The sequence below is a fragment of the Limnohabitans sp. TS-CS-82 genome (genome assembly GCF_002943475.1).
The window spans coordinates 1-17,032 of record NZ_PTQX01000020.1 but is presented as its reverse complement, the minus strand read 5'-3'; the positions used below and the strand labels follow the sequence as shown (position 1 = coordinate 17,032).

General features: G+C 59.0%; 11 protein-coding genes and 1 rRNA gene. 4 read left to right on the top strand and 8 right to left on the bottom strand.

Annotation, left to right across the window (positions count from 1 at the left end; all coding sequences use genetic code 11):
* Positions 1-7 precede the first annotated feature (7 nt).
* Entirely contained in the window at positions 8-1,000 is a 993-nt protein-coding gene (locus C5F52_RS26885; protein ID WP_104801450.1) for a tripartite tricarboxylate transporter substrate binding protein, read from the top strand.
* 108 nt (positions 1,001-1,108) lie between these two features.
* Here C5F52_RS26885 and C5F52_RS26880 read toward each other — a convergent pair whose 3' ends face one another.
* Positions 1,109-1,489: a VOC family protein gene (locus C5F52_RS26880; RefSeq protein ID WP_104801449.1), complete on the bottom strand. Its 381-nt coding sequence runs from the start codon at positions 1,487-1,489 to the stop codon at positions 1,109-1,111.
* Between the two features lie 63 nt (positions 1,490-1,552).
* Positions 1,553-3,640, bottom strand: coding sequence for an ATP-dependent helicase (locus C5F52_RS26875; protein ID WP_104801448.1), 2,088 nt, complete (start codon positions 3,638-3,640; stop codon positions 1,553-1,555).
* A gap of 63 nt (positions 3,641-3,703) precedes the next feature.
* Between C5F52_RS26875 and C5F52_RS26870 the strand changes: the two genes are divergently transcribed.
* Positions 3,704-4,672, top strand: a complete 969-nt coding sequence (locus C5F52_RS26870; RefSeq protein WP_104801527.1) for an AEC family transporter — start codon at positions 3,704-3,706, stop codon at positions 4,670-4,672.
* A 45-nt stretch (positions 4,673-4,717) separates the two neighbouring features.
* Here C5F52_RS26870 and priA read toward each other — a convergent pair whose 3' ends face one another.
* The 4 genes from priA to C5F52_RS26850 form a co-directional block, all read right to left on the bottom strand.
* Positions 4,718-6,895, bottom strand: coding sequence for a primosomal protein N' (gene priA / locus C5F52_RS26865; protein ID WP_236658024.1), 2,178 nt, complete (start codon positions 6,893-6,895; stop codon positions 4,718-4,720).
* A 368-nt stretch (positions 6,896-7,263) separates the two neighbouring features.
* On the bottom strand, positions 7,264-8,370 hold the full coding sequence (gene hemE, locus C5F52_RS26860; RefSeq protein WP_104801526.1) for a uroporphyrinogen decarboxylase: 1,107 nt from the start codon (positions 8,368-8,370) through the stop codon (positions 7,264-7,266).
* Between the two features lie 106 nt (positions 8,371-8,476).
* Positions 8,477-8,890, bottom strand: coding sequence for a CoA-binding protein (locus tag C5F52_RS26855; RefSeq protein WP_104801446.1), 414 nt, complete (start codon positions 8,888-8,890; stop codon positions 8,477-8,479).
* A 3-nt stretch (positions 8,891-8,893) separates the two neighbouring features.
* Positions 8,894-11,305: a protein-disulfide reductase DsbD gene (locus C5F52_RS26850; protein WP_104801445.1), complete on the bottom strand. Its 2,412-nt coding sequence runs from the start codon at positions 11,303-11,305 to the stop codon at positions 8,894-8,896.
* Between the two features lie 73 nt (positions 11,306-11,378).
* On the opposite strand from C5F52_RS26850, the gene C5F52_RS26845 reads away from it, so the two are divergent.
* Positions 11,379-12,215 (top strand): creatininase family protein, encoded by an 837-nt coding sequence (locus C5F52_RS26845; RefSeq protein WP_104801525.1) that lies wholly within the window; start codon positions 11,379-11,381, stop codon positions 12,213-12,215.
* A gap of 25 nt (positions 12,216-12,240) precedes the next feature.
* Here C5F52_RS26845 and C5F52_RS26840 read toward each other — a convergent pair whose 3' ends face one another.
* Positions 12,241-12,909, bottom strand: coding sequence for a histidine phosphatase family protein (locus tag C5F52_RS26840; RefSeq protein WP_104801524.1), 669 nt, complete (start codon positions 12,907-12,909; stop codon positions 12,241-12,243).
* A 148-nt stretch (positions 12,910-13,057) separates the two neighbouring features.
* Positions 13,058-14,962, bottom strand: coding sequence for an ATP-binding cassette domain-containing protein (locus C5F52_RS26835; protein WP_104801444.1), 1,905 nt, complete (start codon positions 14,960-14,962; stop codon positions 13,058-13,060).
* A 472-nt stretch (positions 14,963-15,434) separates the two neighbouring features.
* Here C5F52_RS26835 and C5F52_RS26830 point away from each other — a divergent pair.
* Positions 15,435-16,969, top strand: a 16S ribosomal RNA gene (locus C5F52_RS26830).
* Positions 16,970-17,032 lie beyond the last annotated feature (63 nt).

Sequence of the window (17,032 nt, the reverse complement as noted above, 5' to 3'; positions counted from 1 at the left end):
AACCACCATGTTCAACCCATCTTCGCGGCTGCGCCGCACCCTCATCGCCAGTTTGACGCTGATCACCACCGCGTTGCTCACACCGCTGGCGCATGCGGACAAACCGTGGCCCGTCAAACCGATTCAGCTTGTAATTCCATACCCACCCGGTGGGAGTGCGGATCTGCTGGGGCGGCCGCTGGCTATGCAGTTGCAGCAGCAGCTGGGTCAGCCCGTGGTGCTCGACTACAAAGCTGGCGCAGGCGGCACCTTGGCTTCGCAATATGTCGCGCGCGCCCAGCCCGATGGCTATACCGTGCTCATGGTGCTGGCAGCGCACGCCATCAACCACAGCCTTTATCCCAAGCTTCCCTACGACACGCGCAAGGACTTCACGCCCGTCTCGTTGGTTGCGAACCTGCCCATGGTCGTGGCAGGTAGCCGCAAGCTTTCCGCCAAGAACATGAATGAATTGGTGCAGGCTGCCAAGGCCGCGCCAGGTCAGCTCACCTTTGGTTCGGCGGGAAATGGCAACACGGGGCATCTCGCCGCCGAGTACTTCAGCAGCATTGCGGGCATCAAGATGACGCATGTGCCCTACAAGGGCAGTGCGGGGGTGGTCAACGCCATGCTCGCTGGCGACATTGACTTGACCTTCGACAGTATTTCGACCTCCATGCCGCAAATTCGCAGCGGCAACTTCTCTGCGCTTGCGGTCACCAGCGCACAGCGTTCGGCGCTTGCACCTGAGGTGTCAACCGTGCAGGAGCAGGGCATCGCAGGCTTTGACGTGACGGGCTGGTACGCGATCATTGCCCCTGCCGGCATGCCCAATGACATCAAGCAGCGCTTGAGTCGCGAGATCGCCACGGCGTTGCGTCAACCGCAGGTTCAGGCTCAATTGACCGCCAGCGGTTACGAGCCCGTGGGGTCCACGCCTGACGCGTTGCAAGCCCACATCGAGCGCGAAATCACGCGTTGGTCAGCGGTGGTGAAGTCCACCGGCGCCAAGATTGATTGAGTCTGAAATCTTGCAAATGCCAACGGTGATCGACAACCGTGCTTCAAAGCAAAGTACGTCGTGCGGCGTGTGAAAACCTTCGCACGAAGTGCAACGCGCCATGAAACGTTATTTGGCTGGGCGGTGCAAGGCGCAAATTTTGTTGCCGTCGGGATCGCGTAAATAGGCGAGGAACAACTTGCCCGCTGGCGTTTCACGAAAGCCCGGTGGGTCTTCGCAGGTGACGCCGCCGTTGGCAACGCCTGCTGCGTGGAATGCTTCACCTTGCTCTGCAGATTGAACGGTGAATCCGATCGTGCCGCCATTGGCGTGGGTGGCGGGCTCGCCATTGATGGGCGTGGTGATGCCGAATGTGCCGGTTGGGCTGCGGTAGAAGTAGCGGTTGTTGTTGGCAACGCCAGGGGCGATGCCCAGTGTGCCCAACACGGCGTCGTAAAACTTTTTGGAGGCGTCTAAGTCTTTGACACCCACCATGACGTGACTGAACATGCAATTCTCCTTGTGTGTTTGTGATGATGCAAAAGGCATTATGCGCAAGGCCCGCGACGTCGATTACTTTGCTGCCGCACTCTCCGCCGATGCTGCAGTGGCGCGCTTGGCAAACTCGGCGCGCAATGCTTTGAGTTTTTCGCGCGGGTCTTCTTTGATGGTGTCTTTGTCCAAGCCCATTTCGGCGATAAAGCGGCTGGGTTGTACGGCCACCATCTCGCGGCCTTTTTTGCGTTTGCGTGACCAACTCACGGCCAAGGTGCGCTGTGCGCGGGTGATGCCCACGTACATCAGGCGGCGTTCTTCTTGCAGACGTGCGGCGATGTTTTCGTTGGTGTGTTCGGTGCCTGGCTCATCGTCGAGTCGGAACGGCAACATGCCTTCGGTCACGCCCACCAGCATGACGTGCGGCCACTCCAAACCTTTGGAGGCGTGCAGGGTCGAGAGCGTGACCACGTTTTGGTCTTTCTCTTGTTGCGTCAGGGTGGACAGCAAGGCGATGGTTTGTGCCACTTCCAGCAGGCTCTTCACGTCGTTGCCAATGCTCACGCCGGCGCTGTCGTCCAGTTGGCCGCCGCAGCGCTGGGCCATCCAGTCGCAAAAGTCCATCACGTTCGACCATTTAGAGGCGGCGAGTTTTTCGCTTTCTTCGCCGTCGTAGAGGTGCTTTTCGTAGTCGATGTCTTTGAGCCAGTCGGTCAAAAACGCGCGCGCGTCTTCAGCGCCCATGGTTTGGCGGGCGCGGTATTCGAGGTCGTTCACGTAGCGACCAAACTCGTGCAAGCTGCCCATGGCGCGTGCGCTCAAGACCGAAGGCAAGCTGTTGCTGAACAGCGCTTCAAACATGCTGAGTTTGTATTTGCTCGAAAACTCGCCCAGGCTGGCCAAGGTTTGGTGCCCAATGCCGCGTTTGGGCGTGGTGATGGCGCGCAAAAAGGCAGGGTCGTCGTTGTTGTTGACCCACAAGCGCAGCCATGCGCACAGGTCGCGAATTTCGGCGCGGTCAAAAAAGCTTTGCCCACCCGACACTTTGTAGGGGATTTGCGCCTTGCGCAGGGCCTTTTCAAGCACGCGGGCTTGGTGGTTGGCGCGGTAGAGCACCGCAAAATCTTTGAGTTCTTTGTACTGGCCACCGGCCGAGGTGTCGGTGCCTGAGCGCAGTGACTGAATGCGGGCCACCATGCGTTCGGCCTCGTGTTCTTCGGTGTCGGCATCGACCACGCGCACGGGCTCGCCTTCGCCCAGTTCTGAAAACAAGGTTTTCGGAAACAGCTTGGGGTTGGGTTGAATCACGTTATTCGCAGCCCGCAAAATCGCGCTGGTGGAGCGGTAGTTTTGCTCCAGCTTGATGACCTTGAGGTTCGGGAAGTCTTGTGGCAGTTTGCGCAAGTTGTCCAGCGTGGCGCCCCGCCAGCCGTAAATGGACTGGTCGTCATCGCCCACCGCGGTGAAGCGCGCTTTGTCGCCGACCAAGCACTTGAGCACCTCGTATTGCGTGGCGTTGGTGTCTTGGTACTCGTCCACCAGCACATGACCGAGCTGGGCTTGCCATTTGAGGCGCACTTCTTCGTGCTCTTGCAGCAGTTTCAGCGGCATGCCGATCAGGTCGTCAAAGTCCACACTTTGGTAGGCGCTCAAGCGCTCTTCGTAGCGCTCCATGATCTTGGCAATGATGCGCTCGTTGTCGTCTTTGGCGATGGCCATCGCTTGGGCTGAATTCAGGCCCATGTTTTTCCACAGGCTGATGGTCCACTGCCAGGTGCGCGCGGTGGCCGCGTCAGAGGTGCCGCCCGCGTCTTTCAAGATGCCGGTCACGTCCGAGCTGTCCATGATGCTGAACTGCGGCTTCAGGCCCATCACGCCGCCGTCTTGGCGCAGCATGCGCACGCCCAGCGCGTGGAAGGTGCAAATCAGCACGTCTTTGGCGGCACGGCCGATCAAACCTTTGGCGCGTTCACGCATTTCGGTGGCGGCTTTGTTGGTAAAGGTGATGGCCGCAATGCGGTCTGGTTCGCAGCCGGCTTGAATGAGGCGACCGATCTTGTGCGTGATCACCCGCGTTTTGCCCGAGCCCGCGCCCGCTAGCACCAGACAAGGACCGTGCAAGAAATTGACGGCTTCTTGTTGTGCGAAATTTAAACCAGCAGACATGCGTGAGACAGAGTGGGCAAAGCTTGGAATGATACCGGTCCCATGTGCGTGCAAAATAGAGACGTGCTGAACATTCTTCTGGTTACTTTTCCTTTCTTTGCGCTGGTGTTGGCGGGCTTTGTCGCCGCGCACCGGCGCATGTTGCCGTTGGAGGCCATTCCTGGCTTGAATGGTTTTGTGCTGTTCTTTGCGTTGCCTTGCATGCTGTACCGATTCGGTGAGAGCACGCCCATCGTGCAGTTGCTCGACCCCACCTTGTTTGTGGCGTATTTGCTGTGCGCTTTGGTGATGGTGGCGTTCTTGGTCGCGGTGAGTTTGAACCGTCGCATTGGCTGGAACGATGCCGCGTTTGGCGCTTTGGTGGGTGCTTTCCCGAATACGGGGTTCATGGGCGTGCCTTTGTTGGTCGCCTTGCTGGGGGCGGGCGCTGCAGGGCCCGCCATCGTCACCATCGTGGTGGATATGGTGATCACCACTTCCTTGTGCATTGCGCTGTCGCGTTTAGATGGTGCGGATGAACATGGGGCTGCGCGGGCGGCCAAAAGCGCTCTCAAAGGCGTGCTGACCAACCCCATGCCGTGGGCCATCAGCTTGGGCGCGCTGGCGTCAGCCTTGGGTTACCAATTGATAGGGCCGTTTGCCAAGACCGTGGGCCTGTTGGCCGATGCTGCCTCGCCCGTGGCGCTGTTCACCATTGGTGCTGTGCTGGCGCGTTCCCAAATTCAGGTCAAGCAAAGCGGGCATGCGCCTATTTTGTGGCGCGACTACCTGCCTGTGGCCTTCATCAAGTTGCTGCTGCACCCCGTGTTGGTTTTGCTGGTGCTGATCACCGTGAACCAGTTGGGCTACGCGATTGATCGTTTCACGCTCATGGTGGTGGTGTTGGTCGCTGCGTTGCCGAGCGCGAGCAATGTGGCTTTGCTGTCGGAGCGTTTTGAGGCCGATACAGGGCGCATCGCCCGCATTATTTTGGTGACGACTGCCGCTGCATTTTTCACCTTCTCAGGCGCTGTGGCTGTGTTGCATCCTTAAGGGGCGGCTTTTCGAAACGTCGGCCTCATGAAGGGCATGCTGGCGCTAAATCGCCAGCGGATCGACGTCCACGGCCCAGCGAATGACCTGTCGATGCGCGCTGCGCAGGCCGTGCAAGTCGGCTTGCCAATGCGCTAAGAAACGTTGCAGCGCTTGGCGCGAGGTGCATTCGATCAACATTTGTGCACGCTCGATGTTGGCCACGCGTTGGATGGTCATGGGCACGGCGGGGTACAAATCGACCAGCAGTTCATCGGCGAAGGCCGCTCCGGCGTCGCGCGCAGCATTCAAGAAATCTTGTGCCGCTTCTTGGCTGCGTGCTTCGGCGCGCACCAAGGCTTGAAAGCTGAAGGGGGGCAAGGTGGCTTGTGCGCGTTCGCTGAGTTGTTGGTCGGCGAAGGCGGGGTAGTCGTGTTGCTTGAGCGCTTCAAACAGCGGGTGCTGCGGGTGGTGACTTTGCACCCACATTTCGCAGGGGCTGACCAAGTTCATCGTGGCATCACGTCCTGCGCGTCCGGCGGCTTGCATGAGCAAGCTGAACAAACGCTCAGGCGCTCGGAAATCGCTGGAAAACAAGGCGCCGTCGGTGTTGAGTGCCGCGACCAAGGTCACGCGTCGGAAGTCGTGGCCTTTGGCGATCATTTGCGTGCCCACCAACACATCGACCGCGCCTGCGTGCACTTCGGCCAGCTGGCGCTCTAGCTCGCCTTTGAGGCGGGTGCTGTCGGCGTCGATGCGCGCGATGCGGATGGGCTCGCCGTCAGGCCTGCGCACATCGGCCAGCAACTCGGCCAAGTGTTCTTCCAGTTGTTCGGTACCGCGTCCCAACGGGCTGATGTCCAAATTGCCGCAGCCTGGGCAGGCGCGCGGCACGGCTTGGGTGAAGCCGCAATGGTGGCAGCGCAAGGTGCGGTCGAGTTTGTGAAACACACGGTAGGCGCTGCAATGTGGACATTCACTTTTCCAGCCGCAGTCGTTGCAGTGCAGTACGGGCGCGTAGCCGCGGCGGTTGAGCAGCACCAAAATCTGTTCGCCGCGCGTCACACGTTCGCGCATGGCTTCCAGCAGATGGCTGGAGAACACGGTTTTGTAGGGCTGGCGGTTCATGTCCACACGCCGTATCAGCGGCAGCGCACCTTGGCCGACGCGCGAGGGCATGGCCAAGCGCATGTAGCGCCCCGCCGGTTCTGCCTCTGTGGCGGGGCGGCTGTGGTGCCAGCTTTCTAGCGACGGGGTGGCCGAGCCTAAGATGACTTTGGCGTTTTCCAACTGGCCGCGGTACACCGCCAAATCTCGTGCGGAGTAGCGCGCGCCTTCCTGTTGTTTGTAGCTGGGGTCGTGCTCTTCATCGACCACGATGAGTTGCAAATGTGGCATCGACGCAAACACCGCCATGCGCGTGCCCAACACGATGCGCGCTTGGCCGCTGTGCGCCGCCAGCCAGTTGTTGAGGCGTTGCGCGGGTGTGAGGCTGCTGTGCATGGCGACCAAGCAGCCCGCACCCCATTGCGGGGCAAAGCGTGCGCGAAAGCGTTCTTCCAGCTGGGGCGTGAGGTTGATCTCGGGAACCATCACCAAAATTTGAGCTTGCGGGTCGCGTTCCAACAAGGCTTGGGCGGCTCGCAAATACACCTCGGTTTTGCCGCTGCCCGTGTTGCCAAACAACAAGAAGGGGCCGGACTGGGCCGCGATCTCGGCCAGCACCTGGGCCTGTTCGTCGGTCGGCGTGGGGATGGCCTGCACAGGCGCATCGTTGGCAACTGCTGCCTTGGGTTTGCGCTTGAGGCGTCGGGCCCATTGTTCGGCGCTCAAGTCACGCAGTTGGCTGGGCAGGGACGCCAAGGCCACCTCACCCGCGCTGCGTTGGTAATAGCGGGCCGCAAACTGAACCAGCTGGCGCCAATGCGCGCTCAAGGGGGCGACGCCGTCCAGCACACTGGCGATGGCGCGCAGCTGCAAGGGTGCTGGCGCTACGTTGTCGTGCGAGGGGTCATCGAGGGCCAGCAACGAGGGCTGTGCCGCTGTCGCGTGGTGGGCATTTGTGGCGCGTGTTGATGCGCTACCCCCCGTGGCAGAGGTGCGTGTTTCCGCGTCACCCCACACCACACCAAGCAACTCGCGGCTGCCCAGCGGCACACGCACCAAGGTGCCGGGTGCAAGGGCGCTGTCGCTTTCGTACGTGAGTGCACCACTGAGTCCGCTGTGCGCGGGGGTGTGAACCATGACAGAAATTAGATGCGACATGTCAAGCGGTCAGTTGGGTGGGTTTGCTCAGGTGTTTTGGCAGAAAACGCTTTAAGTCATTGATTTAAAACGAGATCATGGGAAACTCAGTTTTTCTGTGGATAACTTTGTTGATATCTCACCTTGAGCCGCTGCGAGCCCCCGTGAATGAAGGCTTTCTACAAACTGCACGAAAAAAAAGCAACTTTAGAAATCTTTATAAATCAATGACTTACGATTTTTGAAGAAGTTTTTTGAGATCGTTTCAGAAAACTTCATGTTGGTGCACTGGGTCAACTTTTTTGTGCATAAGTCACAAGTGTGAGTAAAACTTTTGTGGACTAGACGTCAAAAATCGCAACCCTAACTCACCCTTGGCGCAAGGCGCGGGAGTGGCTGTGCACGGCCTCGACCAACACGCCCACGCTCTCCGGCGGGGTGAATTGGCTGATGCCGTGGCCCAGGTTGAAGATTTGGCTGGGGCCGGTGGTGGTCTTGTCGGTGTGCGGTTTGCCAAATGCGTCCAGCACGCGGCGGGCTTCGGTGGCGATTGCGTCGGCAGGGGCAAACAAGGCGTTGGGGTCGAGGTTGCCTTGCAAGGCTTTGCCGGGGCCGCCCACAGCGCCACCCACTTGCGCGCGGGCTTTGGCGAGGTTAACCGTCCAGTCCACGCCCAGCACATCGCAGTCGAGGTCGGCCATTTCGGGTAACCACAAACCGCCGCCTTTGGTGAACACCAAGCGGGGAATGACGGCACCATCGTGCGAGCGCTTGAGCTGCGACAACACGCGCTTGGTGTAGGCCATGCTGAACTGTTGGAACATGCCGTCGGCCAGCACGCCGCCCCAGCTGTCAAAAATCATCACGGCTTGTGCGCCGGCTTCGATTTGGGTGTTCAGGTACAGAGCCACCGCGTCGGCGTTGATTTCCAAAATGCGGTGCATCAAGTCGGGGCGGCTGTACATCAGGCTTTTGACTTGGCGGTAGTCGTCTGAGCCTGCGCCTTCGACCATGTAGCAGGCCAAAGTCCAAGGGCTGCCCGAGAAACCAATCAAAGGCACGCGGCCGTTCAAGGCTTTGCGAATGGAGGTGACCGCGTCAAACACATAGCGCAGCTTGGCCATGTCGGGCACAGCCAGCTCATTCACAGCAGCTTCGTTGCGCACGTTCTTGGCGAAACGTGGGCCTTCGCCTTGGGCGAACGACAGGCCCAAGCCCATGGCGTCGGGCACGGTCAGGATGTCGCTGAACAAAATGGCGGCGTCGAGCGGGTAACGCTCCAGCGGCTGCAGGGTGACTTCGGTGGCGAAGTCGGTGTTGGTGGCCAAACCCATGAAGCTGCCGGCCTTGGCGCGCGTGGCGCAGTACTCGGGTAAATAGCGACCGGCTTGGCGCATGAGCCAAACGGGGGTGTGGTCAGTGGCTTGGCGCATGCAAGCGCGCAAAAAGGTGTCGTTTTGGAGTGGTGCAAACATGGTGACATTGTCGCCGACGTGGTCGTTGGCTTTGAGCGACCGGAGGCGGGTCTTGCGCGGCATCCACATCAGGAAGGCAAGCCGGCCGCGCCATACGCGGCTGGCGTCAGGGGCTTGACGACAGCTGCGCGTGCTCGACCATCAAACATTTGTCTTGCACGACGGTGAGACCCGCAGCTTGCGCTTGTTGCGCAGCCACGTCATGCACGACGCCGATTTGCAGCCACAGCGATTTGGCGCCAATGGCGATGGCTTCTGCGGCGATGGGCGGGATGTCTTCGGAATTGCGAAAGCAGTTCACCATGTCGATTGGCGTGTGCTGGGCCGCTTCGGTGAGCGAGGCGTAGGCTTTTTCACCCAATACTTCGGTGGCATTGGGGTTGATGGGCACGATGCGGTATCCGTGGTTTTGCATGTACTTGGCCACGCGAAAGCTGTCGCGGTGCGGTTTGGGCGACAGGCCCACCACCGCGATGGTTGTGCAGTGGCCGAGGCTTTGTGCGATGGCGCTGTGTGTCATGGCTCAGGGGCGGGTGGACTTGGACTGAAGCAAGGTGTTGGGTTGCTGCGCGAAATCTGTTGGCGGCGTCTGTGGTTCGGGCGTTGGCAGTGCCGACAGCACGTCACGCACTTGGCGCACGCTGAGCAACTCGGACAGCACCTGGGGCGGACGACCCGGCGCATACACCACGTACACCGGCACGCCGCTGCGACCCAAGGCGGTCAAGGCGGCTGTGATGGTGGGGTCGCGGCGCGTCCAGTCGGCGCGCATGAGGGTGACTTGGTGCGCGGCAAAGTCGGCCAGCACCTCAGCGTTGCTGAGCGTTGATTTTTTGTTGATCTGGCAGGTCACACACCAAGCGGCGGTGAAGTCCACAAACACGGGGCGGCCTTGTGCCAAGCTTTGCGCCACGCGGGCTTCAGACCAAGCGTGCCACGTGGGTGAAACGTTGGCGGATGGTGAGCTGTTGTAAGAGGGGCTGTTTTGCCCGTCATTGTCCAGAGCCAAGGGTGCCTGGGTCGTGGCGGCCAGCGGTGCGGGGGCATCGAAGGCGTCGTGCAAGGTCCAAGCACTGAAGACCAGCGCGGTTGCAAACAGGCCAGCGAGCACGCGGCTGGCGCGTGTTGGGAGGCGCAGGCTCCAAATGAGGCCGGCCATCAGCAGCAAGCTGACCAGAGCAAACATCGCGGCATCTAAGCTGGTTTGTTGGCCCAGCACCCACAGCAGCCAGACCACGGTCGCGAGCATGGGGAATGCCAAAAGTTGGCGCAGTGTGACCATCCAAGCGCCGGGGTGGGGCAGCAGGCGCGCCACCGCTGGCATCAAGCTGGCCAGCAAATACGGCGCTGCAAGTCCCAAGCCCATCGCCACAAAAATGGCCAGGGCTTGCCAGATGGGCAAGGTCATCGCGAGTCCCAGCGACGCGCCCATGAACGGTGCCGTACACGGTGAAGCCACGGCCACGGCCAGCACGCCGGAGAGGGTGGCGTCTATGACGGGGTGTTGGTGTTGAAAACTGGCCACGCGTGAGGGCAAGATTTGCCCGAACTCAAAGAGGCCGAACAAATTGAGCGCGATGAGCGTGAAGAGCGCGGCCAGCACACTCACCACCACGGGCGATTGCAGTTGAAACCCCCAGCCCAGTTGCTCGCCTGCCGCACGCAAGGCCAACACGCCAGCGCCCAGCGCCAAGAAACTCAGCACCACACCAGCGGTGTAGGCCATGCCCGCGATGCGGTGTGCCCGGTGTGCGCGGCTGTGCTGCGCAAACCCCAGCAGCTTGATGGCCAACACCGGTAAGACGCAAGGCATGAGGTTGAGGATGAGCCCGCCTAAGAAAGCGCCGACCAGCGCCAAAGCGAAGCCTAAAACTCCTTCGAAGCCTAAAACCCCATCGGCGCCCACAGCGCCTTCCGCGCGCAACACACGTGCATCACGACGTTCATTGCCCGTGACGGCGCTGGCAACAGGCGTGTCTGCGTTGGGCAGCGCCGACACGGCAGGCCATGGCTGTGTGACGGGGGCAGAGACGGCAAACCCTTGGCGCGCTGAACCGTCGCCCGCTGTGACTAAAAAGCCAAACTGCTTGGGGTCGGTGAGGCGCAGATTGCTGAGGGGTAATTTCACCGTCCAGACCGCGCCTTGCCAAGACTGTTGGGCGCTTGGGTGTCGTTCCGCGGCAGAGGCCACCAGCTCGGCGGTGTCTGGAAATACCTTCAGCGTTTGGCCTTGCAGTGACGCGGGCAAGCCTTTGACTTGCAGTACCAAATGCTGCGGATCGAAGTGACTGGTGGCGGTGACGCTGGGCAACGATTGGGGCTGCTCGGCCATCAACGCGTCAAAGGCCGAGGCGTGGGCGGCATAGCTGCTGTTGGCGGGGATGCGCAAGACAAAGTCGCCCTCTTGCGGAATACATTCGAGGCGGCACACCAGCCAACTGGCATGCGCCTGAATGTCTAGCGTTTGCGTGGCGTTGGGTTTGAACTTTGCCGACACCGTGAGCGGCACCGCGAGGAGAACGGTTTTTTCGAACCCGTAGTTGGTCAAGTTGCCCGCTTTGAGTTGGTGCGGCAGCGGCCACTGGATCTCGCCTGCGCGGATGCCTGCAGGTAAGTTAAGTTCGATTTGTGTGGGTAAGCCCGAATCGCCAGGGTTGCGCCAGTAGGTGTGCCATTCGGGCTGGTGCGTGAGTTGCAAGCCCACCCAAAGTGGCTGCCCCGTTTGCACACCTTGTGGCGCATGCGCCATCAGCTCGGCGCGCAGTTGAGGCGTGGTGACGACAGCACTGGCGAGGGCTTGTGCGTAACTCGGTGCGGCGAATGCCCACACGCTACATAGCAAGACGGCCAACGCATGGGCCAAGATGGCTTTCAAGCGAGAGAGGGTCAAGGGCGAACGGGCAGCGCCTAGCGGGCGCGAAACAAAATGAAGCATGCGCCAGATGTTACCGAGCCACGGCTTCTAGCGCCTTGGGGCAGCGCAATGGCGTGAAAGTAAGATGGCGTTTATGACGGCGCATACCAGCACACCCACACCCACCGCCTTGGCATCGCACTTTTGGGCCGAGCTCAACACCCGCGACTTCGGTGCGCTTGACCCCGCCCGCACGGTGGCCGTGCTGCCTTTGGGCGCGACCGAGCAGCATGGTCCGCATTTGCCTTTGTCGGTGGATTCGGTGTTGGTCGATGGGGTGGTGAAGTCGGCTTTGACGCACCTGAGTGCCGCCGATCCCGTGTTGGTTTTGCCCACGCAAACGCTGGGCCTGAGCACCGAGCACACCGCGTTTGCCGGCACATTGCATCTGTCGCCGCAAACTTTGATTCAAGTGTGGTGCGACATCGGGGCGTCGGTGGCGCGTGCAGGCGTCAAGAAGCTGCTGATGTTCAACGCGCACGGTGGCAATGTGGGCTTGATGGATGTGGTGGCGCGTGAGTTGCGTGCCCAGCATGGCCTGATTGTTTACAGCAGCAGTTGGTACAACTTGCCGCTGGACGCTTCGGTGATGGGGCAGTTTTCTGCCGACGAGCACCGTTTTGGCATCCATGCCGGCGACATCGAAACCTCCATGATGCTGGCGCTTTCGCCCGAACGCGTGAACATGGCGGCGGCACAAAACTTTGCATCCACCTCGCAAGATCGCGCCAAACACTACGCGATTTTGGGCAACGGCAAAAGCGCCAAGCTGGGCTGGCACATGCAAGACTACAACCCGCACGGTGCCGCAGGCAATGCGGTGGCCGCCACAGCCGCCAAGGGCGAAGCGCTGGTGCACAGCGCGGGCGAGCAGCTGGCCTTGCTGCTCAAAGAGTTGGTGGCCCTGCCTCTGAGCACGGTCCGCGTTTAACGCACCGGCTTGTGCGCGGCCTGATTTAGGCGAAGGTGATCCAGTCTTTGTGACTGGGGGTTTCCAAGTGCGTGATGCTGTTGAACGCCACCAAGTTGTGGCGTTTGGGGTTGAAGCTGAACTCGCTCACCGCGCTGTTGCGAATGCGCAGGTTGAGCTCAATGCTGGTTTCAGGGCTCAGTCGCAACACATGACCGACCGCTGTGGCGATGGGGCCGCCGCTGGAAACCAGCAACACATTGCCTTGCACGTTTTCTCGAATGTGATCAAGCGCGGATGTCACACCTTTCACGAACTCTACGTAAGTCGGCATGCCTTGCGGGCTGACCACCCCAGCCATCCATTGCGTCAAGCCATCGCGCAGCAGGCGAAAGTGATCGCGATAGCCTTCTTGTGTGGTGGGTTTGATCAACTCGCCGCTGTGGACCGTGCGAATGACAGCCTCGCTGTCGTATTCGTTCAGCCCGGGCCAGAGCAACGGCGTGTGGTCGGTGCCTAGGCCTTGTTGGATGCCTGCCAAGGTTTGGGCGTGGCGTTTCAAGGTGCCGCACATGACGGCGTCAAATTGCAAACCTTGCGCGCGCCAATGCTCACCCAAGCGCAGGCTTTGCTGGGCGCCTAAAGGGCTGAGTTGGTCGTAGTCTGCGGCGCCTAAAGAGGCTTGGCCGTGTCGCACCAGATAGAGCTGTCCCATGGCAATGTGTCGGTAGTTGTTTGCCACGATTTTGTCGACACACGTTTGAAAAAACAGTCCCCGCCGAGACCAGCTGTCACCTTGGATGCAGGCCGCGGTCTGGGCGGGGATGGTGTGCGCTCGCAACAAGCAGAGACTGCTGCTGTGTTTAGCTCGTGGCCGACAGGGTTTCCCAGCGTTCGAGGGCGGCCATGAGGGCGGTCTCGATTTCGGTGTCACGCGCATGCAGTTGGGCGATCTTGGCGGGATCGCTGGCGTACAGGCTGTTGTCCGAGAGCGCTGCTTGGGTTTGCTTTTGCTCGGTTTCAAGGGATGCGATCAGCTCTGGCAAGGACTCGAGTTCGCGCTGTTCTTTGTAACTGAGCTTTTTCGGCTTCGCACTGGCGGTGTTGGCGATGGGCGCTGGTGCGACTTTAGCGGGCTCTGCGGCTTTGGTCGGGCTGGCGCTGTTGGATTTGCCAGAGGCGGCCATGCTGCGCGCGCGCTCGGACTGGGTGATCCAGTCCTGCACGCCGCCTTCGTATTCGCGCCAGAACCCGGGGTTGTCGTCGGTGGCTTCAAACACCAGTGTGCTGGTGGCCACGTTGTCCAGGAAGGTGCGGTCATGGCTGACGATGAACACGGTGCCGTTGTAGTTCTGCAGCAGCTCTTCGAGCAATTCCAGCGTGTCGATGTCTAAGTCGTTCGTAGGTTCGTCCAGCACCAGCACATTGGCTGGGCGCGCAAACAAGCGAGCCAGCAACAAGCGGTTGCGTTCGCCGCCCGACAACGAGCGTACGGGCGAGGTTGCGCGCGCGGGAGAGAACAAGAAGTCGTCGAGGTAGCTTTTGACGTGCTTGCGTTGCGTGCCGATTTCAATCCATTCGCTGCCGGGGCTGATGAAGTCCTCCAGCGAGGCGTCCATGTCCAAGCCATTGCGCATTTGGTCAAAGTAAGCCACTTGAAGGTTGGCCCCTTGGCGAATCTTGCCGCTGTCGGCTTCGAGCTCGCCCAAGATCATTTTCAGCAAGGTGGATTTGCCGGCGCCATTGGGGCCGATCAATCCAACCTTGTCGCCGCGCAAGAAGGTGGCTGAGAAGTTCTTGGTAATGACTTTGCCGCCGAAGGCTTTGTCCACCTCGGTGAGCTCGGCCACGATCTTGCCTGTGGGGGAGCCGCTGGCCACGTCGAGCTTCACTCGGCCTACGGCGTCGCGTCTTGCTTCACGTTGGGCGCGCAAGGCTTCGAGTCGACCAATGCGACTTTGGCTGCGTGTGCGCCTAGCCTCTACGCCTTTGCGAATCCAAACCTCTTCACCAGCCAACAGTTTGTCGGCTTTGGCATTGATGACCGCTTCTTGTGCGGCTTGTTCTTCCTTTTGCAATTGGTACTGCGAAAAGTTGCCGGGGTAGGTCAACAAATGTCCGCGGTCCAACTCCACGATGCGCGTGGCGACCTTGTCTAAGAAAGAGCGGTCATGGGTGATGGTGATGATGCTGCCCTTGAAGTCAATCAATAACTGCTCTAGCCATTCAATGCTGTCGAGGTCCAAGTGGTTGGTGGGCTCGTCAAGCAAAAGCACATCAGGGGATGTGACCAGGGCTTGTGCCAGAGCCACGCGTTTGAGCGTGCCGCCTGAGAGAGCGCTGATGCGCGCTTCAGGGTCAAGGTGCAAACGGTGCAAGGTTTCTTGCACGCGTTGCTCCCAGTTCCAGCCGTCGAGCATTTCAATCTCGTTTTGCATGGCTGTGAGGTCCCCCTCGCCGAGGCAGTATTGCTCGATCAAGTGGCGCACGCGAGAAAGACCTTCACTGACCGATTCGAAGATGGTGGACTCGCCGTTTAACTGCGGCTCTTGCGCGACGTAGGTGACGCGCAGGCCTTGCTGGACACGCAGGTCGCCATCGTCGGGTTTCTCTAGACCGCCTAAGATGCGAAGTAGAGATGACTTGCCTGCGCCATTGCGGCCAATGAGACCCACACGTTCGGCGGTTTCTAGTGAAAATTCAGCACGATCAAGCAGTGCCACGTGCCCAAACGCGAGTTGGGCTTGTTGTAAGGTGATTAAAGACATGCGTCATTATCGAGGGCGTGTGCCAAGAGCCTGTCTATAGATAGAGAAGATGACTTGGCGGTCTGACGTAGATGCGGACTACTTGATGAAAAGTTGAGAATTAATTTGCTGACATCAAAAAGCAGTGCTATACTAGCGGGCTGCCTTGATAGCAACGCAAGAGGGTTAACCCGATGCATCTAACTAGGCGGTGTGCAAAAAATAATTTCAAGTTTTTCTTGAAATGCCAAAAAGATGTTGCATAATAGAGGGCTTCGCTGATCGCAGCGAGTTGACTTAAGAGATTAAGTAGTTCATTAAAAAAATACAGCCGATAAGCGTGGGCGTTTGATGGTGATTGCCAAGTTCTTTGGGAACTTAGCTTTAATTAGCTAACAAACGCTCATGAAGTAAAAAAGATGTGAATTTCGTCAAAGAAAATCACGTCGATTCCAATTTATGAGTTGCTCGAAAGAGCGAAAAAATCAAGATCGAACTATAGAGTTTGATCCTGGCTCAGATTGAACGCTGGCGGAATGCTTTACACATGCAAGTCGAACGGCAGCACGGACTTCGGTCTGGTGGCGAGTGGCGAACGGGTGAGTAATATATCGGAACGTGCCCAGTCGTGGGGGATAACGTAGTGAAAATTACGCTAATACCGCATACGATCTATGGATGAAAGCGGGGGATCGCAAGACCTCGCGCGATTGGAGCGGCCGATATCAGATTAGGTAGTTGGTGAGGTAAAGGCTCACCAAGCCAACGATCTGTAGCTGGTCTGAGAGGACGACCAGCCACACTGGAACTGAGACACGGTCCAGACTCCTACGGGAGGCAGCAGTGGGGAATTTTGGACAATGGACGAAAGTCTGATCCAGCCATTCCGCGTGCAGGACGAAGGCCTTCGGGTTGTAAACTGCTTTTGTACAGAACGAAAAGGTCTCTATTAATACTAGGGGCTCATGACGGTACTGTAAGAATAAGCACCGGCTAACTACGTGCCAGCAGCCGCGGTAATACGTAGGGTGCAAGCGTTAATCGGAATTACTGGGCGTAAAGCGTGCGCAGGCGGTTATATAAGACAGATGTGAAATCCCCGGGCTCAACCTGGGAACTGCATTTGTGACTGTATAGCTGGAGTGCGGCAGAGGGGGATGGAATTCCGCGTGTAGCAGTGAAATGCGTAGATATGCGGAGGAACACCGATGGCGAAGGCAATCCCCTGGGCCTGCACTGACGCTCATGCACGAAAGCGTGGGGAGCAAACAGGATTAGATACCCTGGTAGTCCACGCCCTAAACGATGTCAACTGGTTGTTGGGTCTTCACTGACTCAGTAACGAAGCTAACGCGTGAAGTTGACCGCCTGGGGAGTACGGCCGCAAGGTTGAAACTCAAAGGAATTGACGGGGACCCGCACAAGCGGTGGATGATGTGGTTTAATTCGATGCAACGCGAAAAACCTTACCCACCTTTGACATGTATGGAATCCCGAAGAGATTTGGGAGTGCTCGAAAGAGAGCCATAACACAGGTGCTGCATGGCTGTCGTCAGCTCGTGTCGTGAGATGTTGGGTTAAGTCCCGCAACGAGCGCAACCCTTGTCATTAGTTGCTACATTTAGTTGGGCACTCTAATGAGACTGCCGGTGACAAACCGGAGGAAGGTGGGGATGACGTCAAGTCCTCATGGCCCTTATAGGTGGGGCTACACACGTCATACAATGGCTGGTACAAAGGGTTGCCAACCCGCGAGGGGGAGCTAATCCCGTAAAACCAGTCGTAGTCCGGATCGCAGTCTGCAACTCGACTGCGTGAAGTCGGAATCGCTAGTAATCGTGGATCAGAATGTCACGGTGAATACGTTCCCGGGTCTTGTACACACCGCCCGTCACACCATGGGAGCGGGTTCTGCCAGAAGTAGTTAGCCTAACCGTAAGGAGGGCGATTACCACGGCAGGGTTCGTGACTGGGGTGAAGTCGTAACAAGGTAGCCGTATCGGAAGGTGCGGCTGGATCACCTCCTTTCTGGAAAACTGCAATCTAAATTGAACGTCCACACTTATCGGTTGTTTTGAAGGTTGTCGTCGA